General features: G+C 68.8%; 30 protein-coding genes. 28 read left to right on the top strand and 2 right to left on the bottom strand.

Translation table 11 applies throughout. The features are described 5' to 3' along the window. The first annotated feature begins 2 nt into the window (after positions 1–2). The 14 genes from ACFYPA_RS06300 to ACFYPA_RS06235 all read left to right on the top strand — a co-directional run bounded on the left by ACFYPA_RS06300 (position 3) and on the right by ACFYPA_RS06235 (position 7594). Positions 3–224: a hypothetical protein gene (locus ACFYPA_RS06300; RefSeq protein WP_389130004.1), complete on the top strand. Its 222-nt coding sequence runs from the start codon at positions 3–5 to the stop codon at positions 222–224. A gap of 2 nt (positions 225–226) precedes the next feature. After that, complete coding sequence (locus ACFYPA_RS06295; protein ID WP_389130001.1) at positions 227–367, top strand: hypothetical protein; 141 nt, start codon at positions 227–229, stop codon at positions 365–367. Positions 368–468: 101 nt separating this feature from the next. Continuing rightward, the gene (locus tag ACFYPA_RS06290; RefSeq protein ID WP_389129998.1) at positions 469–696 is read left to right on the top strand and encodes a hypothetical protein; all 228 of its coding nucleotides are present in this window, start codon (positions 469–471) and stop codon (positions 694–696) included. Next, on the top strand, positions 696–917 hold the full coding sequence (locus tag ACFYPA_RS06285) for a hypothetical protein (RefSeq protein ID WP_389129995.1): 222 nt from the start codon (positions 696–698) through the stop codon (positions 915–917). The genes ACFYPA_RS06290 and ACFYPA_RS06285 overlap by 1 nt, the downstream gene beginning before the upstream one ends. 17 nt (positions 918–934) lie before the next feature. After that, positions 935–1156 (top strand): hypothetical protein, encoded by a 222-nt coding sequence (locus ACFYPA_RS06280; protein ID WP_389129992.1) that lies wholly within the window; start codon positions 935–937, stop codon positions 1154–1156. Between the two features lie 90 nt (positions 1157–1246). Beyond that, positions 1247–1489, top strand: a complete 243-nt coding sequence (locus ACFYPA_RS06275) for a hypothetical protein (protein WP_389129989.1) — start codon at positions 1247–1249, stop codon at positions 1487–1489. 35 nt (positions 1490–1524) lie between these two features. After that, on the top strand, positions 1525–2625 hold the full coding sequence (locus ACFYPA_RS06270) for a hypothetical protein (RefSeq protein ID WP_389129987.1): 1101 nt from the start codon (positions 1525–1527) through the stop codon (positions 2623–2625). 191 nt (positions 2626–2816) lie between these two features. Further along, on the top strand, positions 2817–3050 hold the full coding sequence (locus ACFYPA_RS06265) for a hypothetical protein (protein ID WP_389129984.1): 234 nt from the start codon (positions 2817–2819) through the stop codon (positions 3048–3050). Positions 3051–3181: 131 nt separating this feature from the next. Further along, positions 3182–3649, top strand: coding sequence for a hypothetical protein (locus ACFYPA_RS06260; protein WP_389129981.1), 468 nt, complete (start codon positions 3182–3184; stop codon positions 3647–3649). Between the two features lie 2 nt (positions 3650–3651). Beyond that, the gene (locus ACFYPA_RS06255; RefSeq protein WP_389129978.1) at positions 3652–4491 is read left to right on the top strand and encodes a hypothetical protein; all 840 of its coding nucleotides are present in this window, start codon (positions 3652–3654) and stop codon (positions 4489–4491) included. 73 nt (positions 4492–4564) lie between these two features. Then, positions 4565–6565 (top strand): hypothetical protein, encoded by a 2001-nt coding sequence (locus ACFYPA_RS06250; protein WP_389129975.1) that lies wholly within the window; start codon positions 4565–4567, stop codon positions 6563–6565. A 15-nt stretch (positions 6566–6580) separates the two neighbouring features. Further along, positions 6581–6844: a hypothetical protein gene (locus ACFYPA_RS06245; RefSeq protein WP_389129972.1), complete on the top strand. Its 264-nt coding sequence runs from the start codon at positions 6581–6583 to the stop codon at positions 6842–6844. 17 nt (positions 6845–6861) lie between these two features. Further along, on the top strand, positions 6862–7359 hold the full coding sequence (locus ACFYPA_RS06240; RefSeq protein WP_389129970.1) for a hypothetical protein: 498 nt from the start codon (positions 6862–6864) through the stop codon (positions 7357–7359). A gap of 10 nt (positions 7360–7369) precedes the next feature. Further along, the gene (locus ACFYPA_RS06235) at positions 7370–7594 is read left to right on the top strand and encodes a hypothetical protein (protein WP_389129968.1); all 225 of its coding nucleotides are present in this window, start codon (positions 7370–7372) and stop codon (positions 7592–7594) included. Positions 7595–7831: 237 nt separating this feature from the next. Here ACFYPA_RS06235 and ACFYPA_RS06230 read toward each other — a convergent pair whose 3' ends face one another. Continuing rightward, the gene (locus tag ACFYPA_RS06230; RefSeq protein ID WP_389129965.1) at positions 7832–8398 is read right to left on the bottom strand and encodes a GIY-YIG nuclease family protein; all 567 of its coding nucleotides are present in this window, start codon (positions 8396–8398) and stop codon (positions 7832–7834) included. A 12-nt stretch (positions 8399–8410) separates the two neighbouring features. Further along, the gene (locus ACFYPA_RS06225; RefSeq protein ID WP_389129963.1) at positions 8411–8689 is read right to left on the bottom strand and encodes a hypothetical protein; all 279 of its coding nucleotides are present in this window, start codon (positions 8687–8689) and stop codon (positions 8411–8413) included. A 155-nt stretch (positions 8690–8844) separates the two neighbouring features. Between ACFYPA_RS06225 and ACFYPA_RS06220 the strand changes: the two genes are divergently transcribed. From ACFYPA_RS06220 to ACFYPA_RS06155, 14 genes are all read left to right on the top strand, one after another. Next, positions 8845–9240: a hypothetical protein gene (locus tag ACFYPA_RS06220; RefSeq protein WP_389129960.1), complete on the top strand. Its 396-nt coding sequence runs from the start codon at positions 8845–8847 to the stop codon at positions 9238–9240. A gap of 54 nt (positions 9241–9294) precedes the next feature. Continuing rightward, complete coding sequence (locus ACFYPA_RS06215) at positions 9295–9792, top strand: hypothetical protein (protein WP_389129957.1); 498 nt, start codon at positions 9295–9297, stop codon at positions 9790–9792. Between the two features lie 40 nt (positions 9793–9832). Continuing rightward, a complete protein-coding gene (locus tag ACFYPA_RS06210) occupies positions 9833–10342 on the top strand; it encodes a hypothetical protein (RefSeq protein ID WP_389129954.1) in 510 nt (169 codons plus the stop codon). Then, on the top strand, positions 10342–10497 hold the full coding sequence (locus ACFYPA_RS06205; RefSeq protein WP_389129951.1) for a hypothetical protein: 156 nt from the start codon (positions 10342–10344) through the stop codon (positions 10495–10497). The genes ACFYPA_RS06210 and ACFYPA_RS06205 overlap by 1 nt, the downstream gene beginning before the upstream one ends. A gap of 102 nt (positions 10498–10599) precedes the next feature. Further along, positions 10600–10875, top strand: a complete 276-nt coding sequence (locus ACFYPA_RS06200) for a hypothetical protein (protein WP_389129948.1) — start codon at positions 10600–10602, stop codon at positions 10873–10875. Then, positions 10872–11012: a hypothetical protein gene (locus ACFYPA_RS06195; RefSeq protein ID WP_389129945.1), complete on the top strand. Its 141-nt coding sequence runs from the start codon at positions 10872–10874 to the stop codon at positions 11010–11012. The genes ACFYPA_RS06200 and ACFYPA_RS06195 overlap by 4 nt, the downstream gene beginning before the upstream one ends. A 2-nt stretch (positions 11013–11014) precedes the next feature. Next, positions 11015–11677, top strand: a complete 663-nt coding sequence (locus ACFYPA_RS06190; protein ID WP_389129942.1) for a hypothetical protein — start codon at positions 11015–11017, stop codon at positions 11675–11677. Beyond that, entirely contained in the window at positions 11674–12096 is a 423-nt protein-coding gene (locus ACFYPA_RS06185; RefSeq protein WP_389129939.1) for a hypothetical protein, read from the top strand. Before ACFYPA_RS06190 ends, ACFYPA_RS06185 begins: the two co-directional genes overlap by 4 nt. A gap of 53 nt (positions 12097–12149) precedes the next feature. Continuing rightward, on the top strand, positions 12150–12656 hold the full coding sequence (locus ACFYPA_RS06180; RefSeq protein WP_389129937.1) for a hypothetical protein: 507 nt from the start codon (positions 12150–12152) through the stop codon (positions 12654–12656). A 2-nt stretch (positions 12657–12658) separates the two neighbouring features. Continuing rightward, positions 12659–13000, top strand: coding sequence for a MazG-like family protein (locus ACFYPA_RS06175; RefSeq protein WP_389129934.1), 342 nt, complete (start codon positions 12659–12661; stop codon positions 12998–13000). Positions 13001–13129: 129 nt separating this feature from the next. Beyond that, the gene (locus ACFYPA_RS06170) at positions 13130–13831 is read left to right on the top strand and encodes a hypothetical protein (protein ID WP_389129932.1); all 702 of its coding nucleotides are present in this window, start codon (positions 13130–13132) and stop codon (positions 13829–13831) included. A gap of 23 nt (positions 13832–13854) precedes the next feature. Then, positions 13855–14088, top strand: a complete 234-nt coding sequence (locus ACFYPA_RS06165) for a hypothetical protein (RefSeq protein ID WP_389058156.1) — start codon at positions 13855–13857, stop codon at positions 14086–14088. Then, a complete protein-coding gene (locus tag ACFYPA_RS06160) occupies positions 14085–14504 on the top strand; it encodes a DUF6221 family protein (RefSeq protein ID WP_389129929.1) in 420 nt (139 codons plus the stop codon). Before ACFYPA_RS06165 ends, ACFYPA_RS06160 begins: the two co-directional genes overlap by 4 nt. Next, on the top strand, positions 14501–14803 hold the full coding sequence (locus ACFYPA_RS06155) for a hypothetical protein (RefSeq protein ID WP_389129926.1): 303 nt from the start codon (positions 14501–14503) through the stop codon (positions 14801–14803). The genes ACFYPA_RS06160 and ACFYPA_RS06155 overlap by 4 nt, the downstream gene beginning before the upstream one ends. The last annotated feature ends 64 nt before the right edge of the window (positions 14804–14867 follow it).

Genomic DNA, 14867 nt, shown 5'->3' with positions numbered 1-14867 from the left:
TCGTGGCTACCAGGCACTCGCACAAGCCGAACTTCGGCAAGAAGATCGACGACTGCCCCCGCTGTGACGAACTCAAGGCCGGCGCGACACCTGTCAGCTGGAACATCCGGAACGACGTTCGCCTGGATGAGCAAAGGCGCGACAGCATCAACGCCCACTTTGCCCCCGGCAGCCCCCACGCCCGCGGCGAGTGCGGCCCCGTCTGCACCTTCGGGGACTGGTAGCCATGGACGCGAAGCCGACCACCCCCCGCGAGAACCCCATCGTCGCCGAGCCGGCCACCCCCGAGGCGTGCCGACGCGACTACGAGAACGGCGTCGACGTGCGCGCCGCTGCCGCCCGGCAGCAGGCCCGCACCCGCGGCTGACCCCCTGACCGCCGCGCCCCGCCGGCGAATCCCCCGGCCGGTCGGGCGCGGCTCTCCACCCCCATCGCCCCACCCCACTTACCTCACAGATAGGCACCCCCATGTCTCTTTCGCTCCTGTCCTCCGTCCTTGACGCCTACGACGCCGAGCAGGCTGCCCGCCTTGAGCTGGCCACCCGCTACGAGATCGCGGTGGACGCCGGCGACCGGCTCGGCATGCGGCGCATCGAGGCCCTCGCCGCCGCTCACGAGCTGCGCTACCCGAGCACCCCGCCCGTTCTCGACAGCTGGCACGACGGCATCCGCTACGACACCCCGGCCGCCGCCTGATGGACGCCTGGAAGGGCAAGACCCTCGTCGACCGCCGCCCCGTCGGTGACGTCGACCTGCACTACCGCATCTACAACGCCGCCACCGGAGAGCTCCTCTCCTTCGGTACTAACGGCGGCCCTGGCTCCCTGAACGGCATCGTCCAGGACGCCCTCCGCACACAGCAGGAGCACCCCGGTATCCGCCTCTACGTCGAGCAGTTCGACGGCCCCGTCTACTGACCCCAAAAGGACCCGCCATGACCGCACAGACCGAGACCGCCACAGCCGTCACCTACCACTGGATCGCCACCGTGCAGACCGGCCGAGGCCAGATCGCAACCGACGACGGCCCCGTCACTGCAGTCCCGGGGGTCCACACCCACACCTCCACCTACCAGGCCATCCACGCCAACCTCGCCGAGAAGTACGGACCGAACTTCGTGGTCCTGTTCTTCTCCCTCACTCCCGACCAGCTCTGACCCGGCCCGCCCCATCGCCACCACCACTGCGACCTCCACCGACCCGTCGTCAACCGCTAACCCACTCACCTGGAAAGGACACCGCCCGCGATGAGCAAGTTCAAGAAGTACCGCGAAGCCCGAAACGCCTACCGCCGCCACGCCCGCCTCATGGCCGCTGCCGACCACCTGATCTACGGCCGGAACGCCGAAGAGGTCGCCGCCGCCGACCTGATTGCCCTCGCCTTCGGCCGCCATCAGATCCGCATCACCGAAGCCGAAGCCGTCGACTACCTCAACGCCGGCCTCGTCCGCCGCAACCGGATCCACCGCCTGGCCGTCCCGAACGCCTGACCATCACTCACGCAGCAGAAAGGACAACGACTCCGATGACCCGTATCAAGAAGGCCTGGGCTGGCCGCCCGAACGTCTTCACCACTGTCGAGGTGCTGCTCACCCTGGCCGCCCTCGTCTTGGTCGCGGTGACCGTCGGCGGGAAGCTCGGCCACATGATCGGCCTGCACGGTTCCGCAGGGACCGTTGCCGGCTGGTCGATCGCCCTTGTCTACGACGCCCTGTGGATCGGCGCTCTCCGCATGTCGGAAGTCGCGATTCGGCAGCGGTCGAGGATCGGCATGGCCGTCATGTTCGGCCTGTCCACTGTCGCGATCGGGGTGTCCACCGGCACTCTGCTGCTGCTCGGGCACGCCAAGGTGTTCGCGTTCGTGCCCGTCGCCGCCGCCCTGTTCATGGGGCTCCGGCTGTTCGTGAACAACGTCCTCGCCGACGCCGGTACGGCCGCCACGATCGCCAAGCAGTCCGCCGAGGACCGCAACGCCCGAGCGCTGGCCGCGGCGAACGCCCGGCACGTCCGATCGGCCGCCGCGGAGGAGGTCGCACTGGAGACGGCCGGGCACCTGGGGGAGATGTCTCGGCAGATCACCCGCGCCGACATTCTGACGCGGGCACAGGCCGAGATCGACAAGGCCCGCGCCAGGGCCGAGGGGCGCCTGAAGGAGTCCGACAAGAAGTACCGCGAGAAGGCCGTTGCGTTCACCGGACGGGACCTCGCACTGGCTGTGTCCCGGCCTGCGGTCACGGCAGGCGGTCACGCTCCCGCCAATCAGGGTGGTCACGCTGTGGTCACACAGGCCAAAGCGGAAATCGGGTCCGTGACCACCGAGCCCGCGACTGTGGACGAAATGGACACGGTCACGGACTGCGAAGACGCCACCATCGGCGATCCCGCAACCCTCCAAGACCTTGCCGACGTAGCCGGAGTCGAGGTTCCTCAGCCCGGGGTCACGCTCTCCGACGAACAGCTCACCGTTGTCCTGCGGTGGCTGCGCTATGCCATGAACCCGCCCCGCTCCTACCGCTCCGCCCAGGAAGCGTTCCGCAAGGCCGGCTTCAGGGCGCGTGAGCAGCGCGTCCGCAACACATGGACGGCCATCGAGGACGAGGCCAAGGCCAGCACGAGCAACTCGTGATGCCCCCCGGCATAGCCGGCGAGGTCCAGCACCCCCAAGGGTTCTGGTCCTCGCCGAGACTGCCGGAAGCAGTCGACACGGCAAAACCCCAGGTCAAACCCGGTGAGTGACCCGGTGAGCGGATCGTTCGCAGACCCGGCAAGCAGGCCCAGGCAGACCACACCGAAGATCCGCCACCGACAGGAGGACAGATGGCCCCCCGCACCCGGCGCCCCAGGCAGGCCGAACGACAGGCCCGCTCCGCCCAGCACATGGGCGACAGGCGCCGGGCCGCGGAAGCCCAAGGCCCCCTCACCACCCTCCCCGTGGCGGTGGACCAGCTCCGCGCAGTCATCGCCCGACTTCCCGAATCGCAGCGAGCGGACGCAGCCACCAAGGCCGTCCAGCTCCTCGACCAGCTCAGGCAAACCATCGCCGACACGTAACCGGCCGTAACGGCTCAACGAACGGCTCAAGCCGTCCGGGCCAAGCCAACGAGAACTCAACGCGCCTGCTCGCGCCCGCGCGCACGCGAGGAAACCACTAACGCACCGTAACCTCAAGGGGGAACATCGAAATGCCCATCATTGACGCAGGGATCTCCGCCGCAACCGGCGGAACCTGCCTCGGAGCAGCCGGCGTGTTGTACGTCGCCGACCGCCTCCCCTGGATCAGCAAGTTCGCCGCGAAGGTCAAAAGCCCGCAGATTCAGGTGGTGCTCGTCCTGGCCGCCTCTGTGGGGTTGGCGTCCACCCCGATCGGCCTCATGCTCAACCGGTTGGTCACCCGCATCGACGGAATGGTCAGCTCCCTCGTCGGCGAGTGGACGGGCTTCGGTATCACCTTCGCCTTGGCCCTGGCCGCCGTGCTGTGGCTCATCAGCGACTTCATGAGCGGCGTCCAGACGCGGACGCTCATCCTCGCTGCCCTCGCCCCGGTCCTGGTCGTGATGATCCCCGGCGCCATCGGCGAAGGTGCGGCCAGCACCCTCGGATTCGTAGCCACCCAGGTCGGCTCCCTCGTCGCCTGGGCGATGGGGGGCTGACCATGCTCGGACTCATCCTCCTGCTGGCCATCGCCTACTCCTGCGCCCGCGCCATCGAGAACGGCATGGGTGCCGTCTCCGACAAGCACAAGAAGCGTCTCGCGAAGGTCTCGAAGAAGAAGGGCCGCCGCACCGGGGCGAAACTCGCCGCCTGGGCGGCAACCGGGGCGACCGCCTCCGGCTCCTTCGCCAAGGGCTTCATGCGGGGCTGGAAGCGCGAGTGGCCCAAGGCCCGCAAGCGGGCGGCGGTCAAGTTCGGGAAGGCCAGCCCGGAGCCCGAACTCGGTGACGACATCGCCACCGACGGAACGCCGTCCACGGCGAAGACCGCCAAGCCCAAGCCGGCCCCGAGCACACCCGCCGCCAAACCGTCCGCAACGCCCCGATTGACCCTCATCAAGACCACCGAATCCGACACCGCACCCACCACAGAAGGAGCCCCCATGGCACTCGCCACCATCCCCGAGATCACCGGCGTCGACACGCTCAAGCAGGCCGTCGCCCGCTTCGCCTCCGAAGCCACCATCAGCGCCGAGGAAGCCGGCGCCATCGCACAGCGCGCAGCCGAGCAGCTCGCCGCCATCGAAGCAGCCATCGAGCAGGCCGACGCCCTCGAATTCGGTGACGACGGCGGCACCCTTCAGGAGCTGGCCGCCCTGCGCGACCAGTACGCCGCCGCCCTCGCTGCCGCCCAGTCCCTGCAGAAGGCTGCCGTCGACAACGCGGCCATCGCCTCCCAGTCGTCGAAGAACATCCACGACCGGCACTCCAACATCCAGGAGGCCGTCGCCGCCCAGGGTGGGCGCATGGCCGCCAAGCAGGCGTACACCGCCGACGCGTAACCCCACCTGCGGCCCCGGCAACACGCCGGGGCCGCACCGCCCGCCCCTTCACGGAACACGAGGAGACGCCGCCATGCCCGAGACAATCACCGTCGAGAAGGTCGAGACGGCCCCCGACAGTAAGGGCGGCCGGCGCAGCAAGAAGCGCTCCACCAAGGGTGCCCGGCGCGCGATGCGGCTCGCCTACCGCACGCGCCGAGGCATGGCCCCCCTCTACGCCACCGCAGCCACCGCCCTGGCCGGCAGTGCCCTCGCCGTGCCCGCCGACGGATGGAAGACCGCGCTCGCCGCCACCGCGGCTGGAGCCGTCACCACCGTCGCCTGGGGCCGCTGGGACGCCCGCATCGGCAAGAAGAAGCTCCGCAAGAAGAGGCTCCCGACCCGCAACGACTTCATCGCCGCAGCCTCCGCCGTCACAACCTCCGGCGGCCTCGTCACCGCCATGGCCGCAACCGGCGGCCTTCAGCCCGGCAACAGCCCCTACCCGGCACTCCTCGCCGCCTGGGGCATCGGTCACGGCGTCTACTGGTGGCGGCGCGGCAAGCGCACCGCAGCGCCCGTCATCGACCTCACCGAGCAGATGAAGGCGTGGCACGACAACGTCGCCGGCGTCGACGGCTCCCTGCCCGGATCCAAGCTCGTCAACGTCGTCACCACCGACTACGGGTGGACCGGCGTCATCGTCCTCAAGAAGGGCAACTGGCGGCGTGCCGTGTCCGCCATGAACGACATTGCTGGCGACCTCGACCTGCCCGAGGAGATGCTGCAGATCGAAAAGGCGATGGGCCAGTCCGCCAAGCGGGCCATCATCGCCGTGTTCGACCACAACCCGCTCGCCGCAGGCACCGACTACCCCGGCCCGCAAATCCTCGACACGAAGACCGGCCAGGCCAAGGTCGGCATCTTCTACGACGGCGACCCCGCCCACTACGCGTTCTGGAAGCCGTCCGGCCCCGTCCACTCCGTCGTCTACGGGGCAACCGACGGCGGCAAGTCCCGCTTCCTCGACATGCTGCTCGGCACGGAACGCCACAACGGCATCGTGTCCTGGGTTTGTGACCCGCAGGGCGGACAGTCCTTGCCCCGCTGGCGCGAGGCCGTCGACTGGTACGAGGACACGGCTCAGGGCGGCCTCGCGCTGCTCTACGAGGCCCGCAAGGTCATGTACGAGCGGTCCGCCCGCTACTCGATGATGCAGTTCGTCGACCACAAGGGCCGCACGCTGCGAGGCCGCGACCACTTCGTCGTCGGCGACCCCGACCCGCTGATCTCCATCACCATCGACGAAGCGCACCGTGTCCTTGCCCTGCCTGGCGCGGTCGCCCTGCTCTTCGAGATCGTCCTGATGTCCCGCAAGTGCGGAATCAAGATCCGCCTCGTCTTCCAAGGTCCCAAGGCCAACTACTTCGGCTCCGGGCCCGAGTCCACCGACATCCGCGAGCAACTCCAGTCCGGCAACACCGTCATGTTCCGTACCGCGTCCGCCCTCACCGACTCCATCGGCCTGCCGGGATGGGAAGTCAACCCGTCCCAGCTGCCCATGTACTGGCCCGACAAGACGTCCACCGCCGGCCTTGGCTACATCAAGGGCCCTGACAACCGCCAGGCCCAGTTCAGGGCCCACTTCGACCGAGACCCCGCCCACTGGGCCACCACCGGCACCGCAGCCACCATCGAAGGCTCTGCCGCAGCCTGCCTCGGCAAGGCCTACACCGAGCGCCTCGACCGGCTCGCAGCCCGCCTCCGCGGCGAAACCGTCGTCCTCCCTGACGACGCCGTCCCCACACCCACGGCCCCGGCCGGCGACCCGGTCGCGGCAGCGACGGCCGCCATCGAAGCCGAAGCGCCCGCCGGAACGGACGACACCGTCCACAGCTTCCTGCTCCAGCGGGGCCGCCCCGTTGGCCGCAACACCATCGCGCAGGAAACGAAGCTCACCGTCAGTGCCGTGAAGAACGCCCTCACCCGCCTCAAGCGCGACGGCCGGGCCGTCGCCGTCGACCGCGGCATCTGGGCCCACCCCGACCACGTCGACGCAGCCACCGACACCACCGACCTCGCCGAAGCCGCCTGACCTCAGGAGTCCGCCATGCCCGCCATCCCGCCCGAGTACCAGTTCACTGCCACCAACGCCCAGGAAGTCCAAACGCTTCTGAGAGCGGCCGGGCAGCTCGTTGACGCACACCTGGCCATGCTCTGCCCCGGTGAAAGCGTGATCTCCTCCGCGCTTCGCAAGGCCACCCCCGCCCACATGTCGCTCACCCTCGACCTCGGCCCGCTGATCCAAAGAATCACCGAAGTTGCCGAACTCAACGAGCAGCTCAACACCCCCTCCGACAACCCCAACAACTGACAGGAGATCTACCCGCCATGCCCGCCCTGCCTGAGCCGAAGCCCACCGCCGCCGCGACCGGGCAGCCCATCCCTAGCCCCCTCCAGCAGGCCGTTGACCAGGCCATTGCCGACGAGCTAGTCGCTCGCTATCGCGACACCACCCCGCTACCCCTGGTCGGCGCCGCCCCGCCCGTTGCCCAGCCCGGCCGGCCGCCCATGTCCCAGCGCGCCACAGACGCCAGCGCCCTCATGCTCGCCGGGGGAGCGGCCACGGTCATGGTCGGCGCCGGCGCCTCCCTCGTCATGCTGACTTCCGGATATGCCGACCCCGCCGTGTGCGCGATCGTCCTCGGCGCCCCCGCCGCCGTTGTCCTCGCGGTCAGCCGGCTCGTGGGCAAGGTCAAGGCCGCCGTCGAATCCGGCCCGCCCACCATCAACCAGCACTACCACGGGCCCGTCACCCAGGACTCCCGCAGCATCACCAGCAAGACGACTGGCGTCATCGCCAACACCCGCAACCAGCACCCGAACTGAGGAGACCCCAATGTCCGACTACGACGACATGACCAACGCCGACGTGATGAGCAGCGACGAGCTGCGGGAGTACGACGAGCACGACGAGGCGGTCCTCGACGCCCAGGATGAGGAGCGCCGCGAGCCCTGCGGTGAAGGTCACTGCCGCTGCTACGGGCAGGGTGCGGAGCACGCCGACTGTGCCTGCGGGTGCGACTGCCCCCGCGACGACGACGGACAGCTCATCCAGGACTGACCGCGCACCGCACGGCTCAGCCCCGGCCATCCTCGGCCGGGGCTTTCGTGTTGGGTACGGCCCGCGCAATCCACCGCGGCCCCGCCAGCTGCGCCGGCTGCTGTACTACCCGGGCGCCCACGGTTGCGCACAGCCCGGCGAGGCCTTCCTCGCACTCCTGCCGTGTCTCACCCAGCACCACATAGCGAATCCCCACGCCAGCAGTCTGACGCGGGGACCGGGGTGGTGGGGCGGGAATCAGGCAGCCGGAGGTGGTGGGTTCTCCTTGGCTTGCCGCATCGCCGCCTCGCGAGGACTCATGACCGTCGGCTCGCCGCGCTTCTCCATTCCGTCGCGGCGTCCCAGCGCGTAGAGCGTCTGGCCAGTCCAGGGGACATGCGGTTCGATGTGGCGCGCGGCGATTCCGCTTCGGAGGGTCGCTACGATCGCACTTTCCAGGTCCGCGCGGGCCGCAGCCAGGGACGCCACCGCACGCATGTGACGCCGCGCAAGGGAAACGAAGTCCTCGTCCGGCTTCCAGTAGTTCATGGATCGAGGGTTCGCCTTGCGCTGGCGAGTGGTCCCGCCGTTTTTGTTGTAGAGCGGGGCAGCGACCGATATGAGGCGCGCCTCTTCGGCTTCCGCCTCTTCGCGCGTGGGGAACCACTCGATCTCCCGCATCCACACCTGGTGCCACCACTCTTTGTCCGAAGCGTGCTGCGCCCACCGCTGTGATGGGTTGGATGTCAGCCCGATGTACAGGATCTGGTTCTTGGCGTTGCTGAAGCGGTAGACGCCTGTGCGCCCTGGTGGCGGCATGGCCATGTGGTCTCCGTTCTAGTCGGAGGTCTCGCCTCCGACGCGCTTCTTGGGCTTGATGGAGCGGACGGTTGGCTTGCGTTTGCGGGGTACGCCGAACTCGCGAGCGATACCTCGGACGGTTTCGCCAGACCACGGCAGGTAGGTGGCGATGGCGTCCGCTGTCACGTCGTAGGTCTTCAGGTCGGCTGCTACAGCATTCCTGAGCGCTTCACGCGCCTGATCTGCTGCTTCCTGCTTCTCGGTGAAGCTCTTGAGGGCTTCGGTCAGTTCCGGGCTAGGGGTATAGGTGGCCATGCCCACATGTTTGCACAAGCGGCTTGGCCACGGCTATGGGGGCGAGTCTACTGAGATGCAAGCTACTTGGGCAAGCTTGTTGCCCCTCTTGCTTGTCCAAGCGGCTTGGACTAGGGTTGAGTCATCGCCAAGCGCCACCGCACCGAGGGGGACCAATGCGCATCACCGCCCAGCTCCGCCGGATCCACACCGCCGCCCGCACCACCACGAAGGCCCTCGCCTACAGGTGCCGCTCCGGCCTCATCGCCTCCGCCGTCGAGCAGGGCACGTTGATCCGCACCGGGGACCTCCTCGACCGGTTGGGTGCCGACGACCTCAAGGACGGGTTCAAGTCCTGGTACGGCAAGCACGTCAAGAAGGCCTACGTCGCCGCGAACGGCCGGCCCCCGGTCATGGTCTGGGCGCGCCACCGCACCACCGGCAAGTGGATTCACGTAGCCGCGTACAGCCCCTTCGACATCGCCCTGTACATCGGGCTCGCCACGTACAAGCAGACCGCGTTCCTCGCCCAGCCCGCCTTCTACCAGGCCGCCTACACGGAGGCCGCCTAGACCAACTTCGCGGCGCAGCAGACGGCCACCACCCGCCCCGGACAGGGAGTACCCGTGATCGACACCCTCGGCTTCCACACCGACCGCGACCTCGACACCGAACTCGCCAACCTCAACCGCGAGATCAACGCCCTCGCCAGCCGGGTCGAGATCGGCTACTTCCACAGCACCGAGGCGGAGTGGAACACCGCCGGGCAGCTCAGCAACTGCCAGAGGCGTGCCGCCGTTGTCGCCGAGGAGCTGGCGGCCGAGACCGCCGAACTCGACCGCCTCACCGCCGCGATCCGCCTCGTCGGCAACGTCGAGCTGGGCTTCATCGCCTACGTGGTGTTCGGGCCGGCCGCCCTTCCCGTCCCGCCCCTGTACGAGGTTCGGGTCATCGAGCGTGACGGCGGCTACACCGTCCCGCAGCTGGTGCGCCGCCGTGTGACCGCCGACCAGGTCGTTGAGACGCAGCGCGAACTCCTGACCGCGGTCGTTCGCCGGGGTGGTCACGCCGCCCTGTGGGGTCACACCATCCGCGACTACCGCACCCTCGTCACCGCGTACTGACCGCAGCCCCGCCCGACGACTACCCCGCCTAGGAGCCCTCATGACCGTCACCTCAATGTCGCCGAACCAGGTTCGGGCTGACTCTCTCCAGACCGGTAGTCAGATTCGGCACCCACACGACTGGACGCTGTTCACGGTCGTCTCGGTCGAGGCGCTCGATTTGATCGGCTCCCCCCTGGACTTCCACAACCGGGAGACGGGCGAGATGGAGCGGGGGCTGCGCGTAACGGGTGTGGACGACGCTGGCGAGACCGTGCACGTGGACTGTGCCCCGTCGTACCTGTGGCACCGCGAGGAGCAGCAGCCGAGCGAGCCGGAAGGCGCTGCCGATCCCCGCTACACCCAGGCCGGCTACGTCGCCGTCCGGAAGTCGTGGCAGGACCTCATCGAAATGTTCGGCCTGACCGAGTACCGGGCCCGGACCCTCAACGCCGCATATCAGCTGTGGGCGCTCAACGCCCCCGAGTACGCCGCCGGTGACGACTGGACGGTGGCGGCGGACAAGTGGCAGCGCATCTACCTCACCAACCGCACCGAATGGAGCGCCTGATGCCTCGAATGATCGGCCGGACCTGCCCCGACGGACCTGGCGGCCGCGACTGCTACTGCTGCGGTCAGCCGCCCGGCCGGCAGAGGAAGACGTCCCGCCGCCGCGTCAGGCGCAGCGAACGCCAGGAGTGGAAGCGCGCCACCCTCCGCGACTGAAACCCCTGACCGGTCTCCCCGCCCCCAGGGAGACCCCCGGGCCGCGCCCTCGCCCCCTTCGAGGGCGCGGCCCCACCAACCCGCCACCGCTTGAGGAGAACCATGACCGACCTTCCGATGGGCCCGGACCGCGCCAAGCCTTCGTTCTTCGAGCCCGGCCACCTGTATGCCGCCCGAGTGGGCTGGCCCGAAGGCCGCGAACGCTTTCGCTTCCACTGCGCGTCCGTCACCACCGACGCGGAGACCGGCAAGCCGCTGGCGCACGGACAGCACGGACGCCGGACCGCCGATCAGGACTGGATCTGGACGCCCAACCCCCGCACCTACGAGGACTGGGGTAGCGGCGCCTGGTCCGACATCACGGACGAGACACCGTGACCGACCAGGACATCCGTGCCGCGGTCCGTGCCCTGCTCGCCGAACGCCGCGCCCGCACCTACGCCCGCACCCGCCTCGAAGCCTCAGCCCGCCCCGCCGCCTGGAACATGACCCGCCGCACCACCGAGGAGAACTGACCATGAGCGACACCCCGATGACCCCGGACCACAACCCGATCTGCACGCAGGAGGCTGCACGCGCGGCCGGCCTGGACGTGGCACCGTCTCCGGAGGAGCTGCGAGTCGTGTCCGAGGCGATCGTGTCCTTGTGGGGCGACCGGTGGGCCGAGCCCGACGACACGGTGGCGAGCATCGCGGACTCCGGGGCGCAGCTGGCCCGCGCGGTCCCGCTGGTCCTGGCCGAGGTTGACCGACTGCGGGCCCAGGTTGCCGAGCTGGAAACACAGCGAACCTCAGTGCTCGCCCTGCACCAGCAGCACACGGACTCTGCGCACTGCATGATCGACGGCGACTGGTGGCCGTGCAGCACCCGCAACGCGCTTCGCGCCGACGTTGAGTACGGGCTGCTCCTCCCGGGCCAGGACGATGACCATCCCGCGGTGATCGTGGGAACGACCTACGACCGTGCCGAAGCCGAGCAGGGCATCAAGGATTGGCCGGACGCCGGGCACGTACTGATGGCGCGCGCTCCGGGCGGCAACAAGTGGGCACCGGTCGACGAGGCGGCCGAGCTCGCCGAGGGCCAGGCCCAGCTGGACGCGATGCGTGCGGACCACCCCGCCCCGTGCCGCGTCCCCGACAGCCCCGACTGCACCTGCCCGGCCGAGGAGGGGCGCCGATGATCCGCGAAGACCGGTTCCTCATCAGCCGCAAGCCCTTCGCCATCGACCTGACCACCGTCGCCGTCGACGTCACCCACCGGCACGACGCCTACTGGCTGGCCGGGCAGTGCAACGCCGTCTGGTTCCGACGCAAGAACGGAACCACCTACGCGTGCCTCGGCGCCCTGAACCTGTGGGCCCACTGGCTCAGGGACGAGCCGGACGTGTCCACCCCGGAGGCGATCCTTGGCAACCGCCTCGACAGCCGGTACGGAGGCGACCCCGACGGGCGGTGGGACGGCGAGCGCTACTGGGGGTCGCAGAAGCCGCACGTGCAGGCATTGCATCTGACGCTGCTTGAGCCGATGCTGGCGAACTTTCCCGCCATCCCGCCCGGCTACGACGGCTGGTGGACCTACCAGGGCGGGGACCGTCGATGACCGCCCGCATGCATGCCCGGCGTACAGCCCGAACCCCGAAGGAGACCTGACCCATGGCAGCCGACACATGGCCGTTCGGAACGGACGCGGACTGCGATGACCCGCTCGTCGCCCTCCGTATCCCCGTCACCGGCACCCACCCGATGTGGCGATACATCGCCACCTTCGACCGGGACTCCGAAGCCCGCCCCACCGACGCCGAAGCCCAGCGGCTTGCCTCGTACATCGAGGAGTACAAGGAGCGCTGGTTCAACGAGCGGTACAAAGCCAAGCTGATGGAACGACCCCTTGACGTTGACGCGGTGACCCGCATCTTCCACAAGTGGGGCGAGGACGACTGGTCGTACCGCGTCGATACGTGGGAGTACGGGCCGTTCTGGGTGCCCGTAGCCCCCCGAATGAGAGGTGGCCAGTACGACGACGCCAAGGTCGGTCCGCTCACTCTCGTGCAGGTCATGGACCGCGACCACAGCATGCACACGAAGTACCCCAGCAAAGCCTGGGCTGCGTGGAAACTCACCCACGCCGAGACCTTCCCTGCCACCCAGAAGGAGTCCTGACCATGGCCGACGTGATTGCACCCGACCAGTGGGCGACCATCCACCAACTCGTCGACTGGATCGACTCCGCCAACGGGCGCACACCGCACGAGGTCGCCATGCGCATCCTCAAAGTCACAGAAGAAGCCGGCGAGGCCGCATCCGCGTACATCGGAATGACCGGGCAAAACCCCCGAAAGGGCGTCACCCACAGCCGTGAGGAGGTCGCCGATGAACTGTGCGACGTGATCCTGGCCGCAGCCGTGGCACTCGTGTCCGTCACCGACGGTACGGCGGAGGCGGCCCTGACCGGGAAGCTTGCGAAAGTTGCCGCGCGTGCCGCAGCGACGAGGGCGGCCCCGTGACCGCCCCCGTCCTGCTGGGCCCGTCGCCTCAGGGTGGCGGGCCTTCGCCATGCCCACCAGTTGTCATCACCCTCAGCGACAATTGACGCAGCACCCGCACCTCTGTACCGCCGCACCGAGGAGCCCACCATGCACAACTACGCCGCAGACCTCACCCAGTACGAATGGCCGAACTGCACCAACTGCCACAAGCCGTTGTGGGAAGCCGAGTACGAGCGGCAGGTCTGCCGGCCGTGCGAGGACAAGACCCGGGTGCGACTGTCAGAGCTCCCCGACCTGTTCGCGCGGCTGGACACCACCGCGGCGTTGATGCGCGGTGCCAGCGGGGGAGGAGCACCGACATCCGGCAGCAAGACGCCGCCGATCCCGCCTCGGCTCGAAGTCCTCAACCTCGTCGCAGCCGGCGGCATGGCGACCCGACTGCGGGACATTGAGGACGCGTGGCGGAACCGGCTCGGCTGGACCGTCGCCCCGTGGCGCGGGAGCCCCCGCCAAGCCGTGCCCGAGCACGTGAGGTTCCTCCTCAACAACCTGCCGTGGGCGGCCGACGCCTACGACTCCGTCGCCCAGGACGTCGAGGACATCCGCCGACTCCACGCCGAATGCGCGGCCGCGGTCGCCAACGAACGGAAGCCCGGCCGGGTCAAGACTGGGCTCTGCCCCGTCCGTGTTGACGGCCAGTTGTGCCGGGCCCAGCTCACCGCCGTCGCCACCAACCACCGCATCAGGTGCGGAACGTGCGGCACCGAATGGGGTGACCTCGGAGCATGGCGGGAACTCCGACAGCAGCAGGACGCTGTGCTCGCCGAAGCAGCAGGGGTCGCGGCATGACACCCGCGAGAGAGAATAACGACATGGACGCCACCGGCATGCTGCACCTACTCAAAGCCGAGCCCACCCTGCTCCCACCCGCGCCAGTCGACGTTGACGGTAGCGACATCGACGCACGCCGCGACGAACCCCACATCTGCCTCAGTTGCGGCAAGTCGGCAGACACGGCTCTCCTCGCAGAGATCGCGGCGCACGACAAGCGGTGGATTGACCTCTGCTTCGGCTGCTTCAACGCCGTGCGCGTGGCGAACCAATGACCGACCTGGTCCAGTTCCTCCGCGACCGTCTCGCCGAAGACGAGCGCATCGCTCGGGCTGCATGTCACGCCCGCGTGGCGCCCTCTCCCTGGCGCGGCGAAAGTTGGGACGATGCCGTGCTCGACGGCGACGGCGTGGTCGACGCGAAGGGAGACGGTGTCGCCCTGGTGAAGGGTGAGTTGATCCGGGCCCACATCATCGAGCACGACCCGGCCCGCGTCCTGCGCGACATCGACGCCAAGCGGCGGATCCTCGACGAGATCGTCCCGGCCATGGACGGAATGGACGACCGGATCGACAGCGAATGGGGAGTCGGCCCCATGGACCCCAGTGAGTACGAGTCGGTCGGTCTCCTGCGGCTGCTCGCCCTGTCCTATGTCGACCACGCCGACTACCGCGAGGAGTGGCGGCCGTGACCGCCCCGCCCTGGGGCCACAAGCCGCCCGCCGTCGACGACCCCGAACAGCACTGGAACACCCCGCCACCCGAACCCTCCGCCCGCTGCCAGTACTGGATTCGCCGACACCGCGAAGGAACCTGGCACCCCAACCGGCTGATCCGGCGCGAGGGCTATCACTCCGCCGCCGAACACCTCGGCATCTGGATCTGGGAGTACCTCAACCTCATTCGGCCACTAATCGACGAAGACGACCCCTTGACACGCGAACCGGAACTGCTTGACGAACAGGTCGCGGGCTGTAATTCTGAATCTTGATCGTGGCACACAAGTCACTACACGCCTTCGAAGCCCCCGCCGTGAACCATCCGGTGGGGGCTTT

It is taken from the genome of Streptomyces sp. NPDC005775 (assembly GCF_042871565.1).
In the GTDB taxonomy this organism is placed as follows: domain Bacteria; phylum Actinomycetota; class Actinomycetes; order Streptomycetales; family Streptomycetaceae; genus Streptomyces.
This window is presented reverse-complemented; position numbering and strand designations above follow the sequence as displayed.

What these genes read in the sequence shown, in the direction of transcription:
- ACFYPA_RS06295 (WP_389130001.1), top strand. Translation starts at nt 227, where the DNA reads ATGGACGCGAAGCCGACCACCCCCCGCGAGAACCCCATCGTCGCCGAG.
- ACFYPA_RS06290 (WP_389129998.1), top strand. Translation starts at nt 469, where the DNA reads ATGTCTCTTTCGCTCCTGTCCTCCGTCCTTGACGCCTACGACGCCGAG.
- ACFYPA_RS06285 (WP_389129995.1), top strand. Translation starts at nt 696, where the DNA reads ATGGACGCCTGGAAGGGCAAGACCCTCGTCGACCGCCGCCCCGTCGGT.
- ACFYPA_RS06280 (WP_389129992.1), top strand. Translation starts at nt 935, where the DNA reads ATGACCGCACAGACCGAGACCGCCACAGCCGTCACCTACCACTGGATC.
- ACFYPA_RS06275 (WP_389129989.1), top strand. Translation starts at nt 1,247, where the DNA reads ATGAGCAAGTTCAAGAAGTACCGCGAAGCCCGAAACGCCTACCGCCGC.
- ACFYPA_RS06270 (WP_389129987.1), top strand. Translation starts at nt 1,525, where the DNA reads ATGACCCGTATCAAGAAGGCCTGGGCTGGCCGCCCGAACGTCTTCACC.
- ACFYPA_RS06265 (WP_389129984.1), top strand. Translation starts at nt 2,817, where the DNA reads ATGGCCCCCCGCACCCGGCGCCCCAGGCAGGCCGAACGACAGGCCCGC.
- ACFYPA_RS06260 (WP_389129981.1), top strand. Translation starts at nt 3,182, where the DNA reads ATGCCCATCATTGACGCAGGGATCTCCGCCGCAACCGGCGGAACCTGC.
- ACFYPA_RS06255 (WP_389129978.1), top strand. Translation starts at nt 3,652, where the DNA reads ATGCTCGGACTCATCCTCCTGCTGGCCATCGCCTACTCCTGCGCCCGC.
- ACFYPA_RS06250 (WP_389129975.1), top strand. Translation starts at nt 4,565, where the DNA reads ATGCCCGAGACAATCACCGTCGAGAAGGTCGAGACGGCCCCCGACAGT.
- ACFYPA_RS06245 (WP_389129972.1), top strand. Translation starts at nt 6,581, where the DNA reads ATGCCCGCCATCCCGCCCGAGTACCAGTTCACTGCCACCAACGCCCAG.
- ACFYPA_RS06240 (WP_389129970.1), top strand. Translation starts at nt 6,862, where the DNA reads ATGCCCGCCCTGCCTGAGCCGAAGCCCACCGCCGCCGCGACCGGGCAG.
- ACFYPA_RS06235 (WP_389129968.1), top strand. Translation starts at nt 7,370, where the DNA reads ATGTCCGACTACGACGACATGACCAACGCCGACGTGATGAGCAGCGAC.
- ACFYPA_RS06230 (WP_389129965.1), bottom strand. Translation starts at nt 8,398, where the DNA reads ATGGCCATGCCGCCACCAGGGCGCACAGGCGTCTACCGCTTCAGCAAC.
- ACFYPA_RS06225 (WP_389129963.1), bottom strand. Translation starts at nt 8,689, where the DNA reads ATGGCCACCTATACCCCTAGCCCGGAACTGACCGAAGCCCTCAAGAGC.
- ACFYPA_RS06220 (WP_389129960.1), top strand. Translation starts at nt 8,845, where the DNA reads ATGCGCATCACCGCCCAGCTCCGCCGGATCCACACCGCCGCCCGCACC.
- ACFYPA_RS06210 (WP_389129954.1), top strand. Translation starts at nt 9,833, where the DNA reads ATGACCGTCACCTCAATGTCGCCGAACCAGGTTCGGGCTGACTCTCTC.
- ACFYPA_RS06205 (WP_389129951.1), top strand. Translation starts at nt 10,342, where the DNA reads ATGCCTCGAATGATCGGCCGGACCTGCCCCGACGGACCTGGCGGCCGC.
- ACFYPA_RS06200 (WP_389129948.1), top strand. Translation starts at nt 10,600, where the DNA reads ATGACCGACCTTCCGATGGGCCCGGACCGCGCCAAGCCTTCGTTCTTC.
- ACFYPA_RS06190 (WP_389129942.1), top strand. Translation starts at nt 11,015, where the DNA reads ATGAGCGACACCCCGATGACCCCGGACCACAACCCGATCTGCACGCAG.
- ACFYPA_RS06185 (WP_389129939.1), top strand. Translation starts at nt 11,674, where the DNA reads ATGATCCGCGAAGACCGGTTCCTCATCAGCCGCAAGCCCTTCGCCATC.
- ACFYPA_RS06180 (WP_389129937.1), top strand. Translation starts at nt 12,150, where the DNA reads ATGGCAGCCGACACATGGCCGTTCGGAACGGACGCGGACTGCGATGAC.
- ACFYPA_RS06175 (WP_389129934.1), top strand. Translation starts at nt 12,659, where the DNA reads ATGGCCGACGTGATTGCACCCGACCAGTGGGCGACCATCCACCAACTC.
- ACFYPA_RS06170 (WP_389129932.1), top strand. Translation starts at nt 13,130, where the DNA reads ATGCACAACTACGCCGCAGACCTCACCCAGTACGAATGGCCGAACTGC.
- ACFYPA_RS06165 (WP_389058156.1), top strand. Translation starts at nt 13,855, where the DNA reads ATGGACGCCACCGGCATGCTGCACCTACTCAAAGCCGAGCCCACCCTG.
- ACFYPA_RS06160 (WP_389129929.1), top strand. Translation starts at nt 14,085, where the DNA reads ATGACCGACCTGGTCCAGTTCCTCCGCGACCGTCTCGCCGAAGACGAG.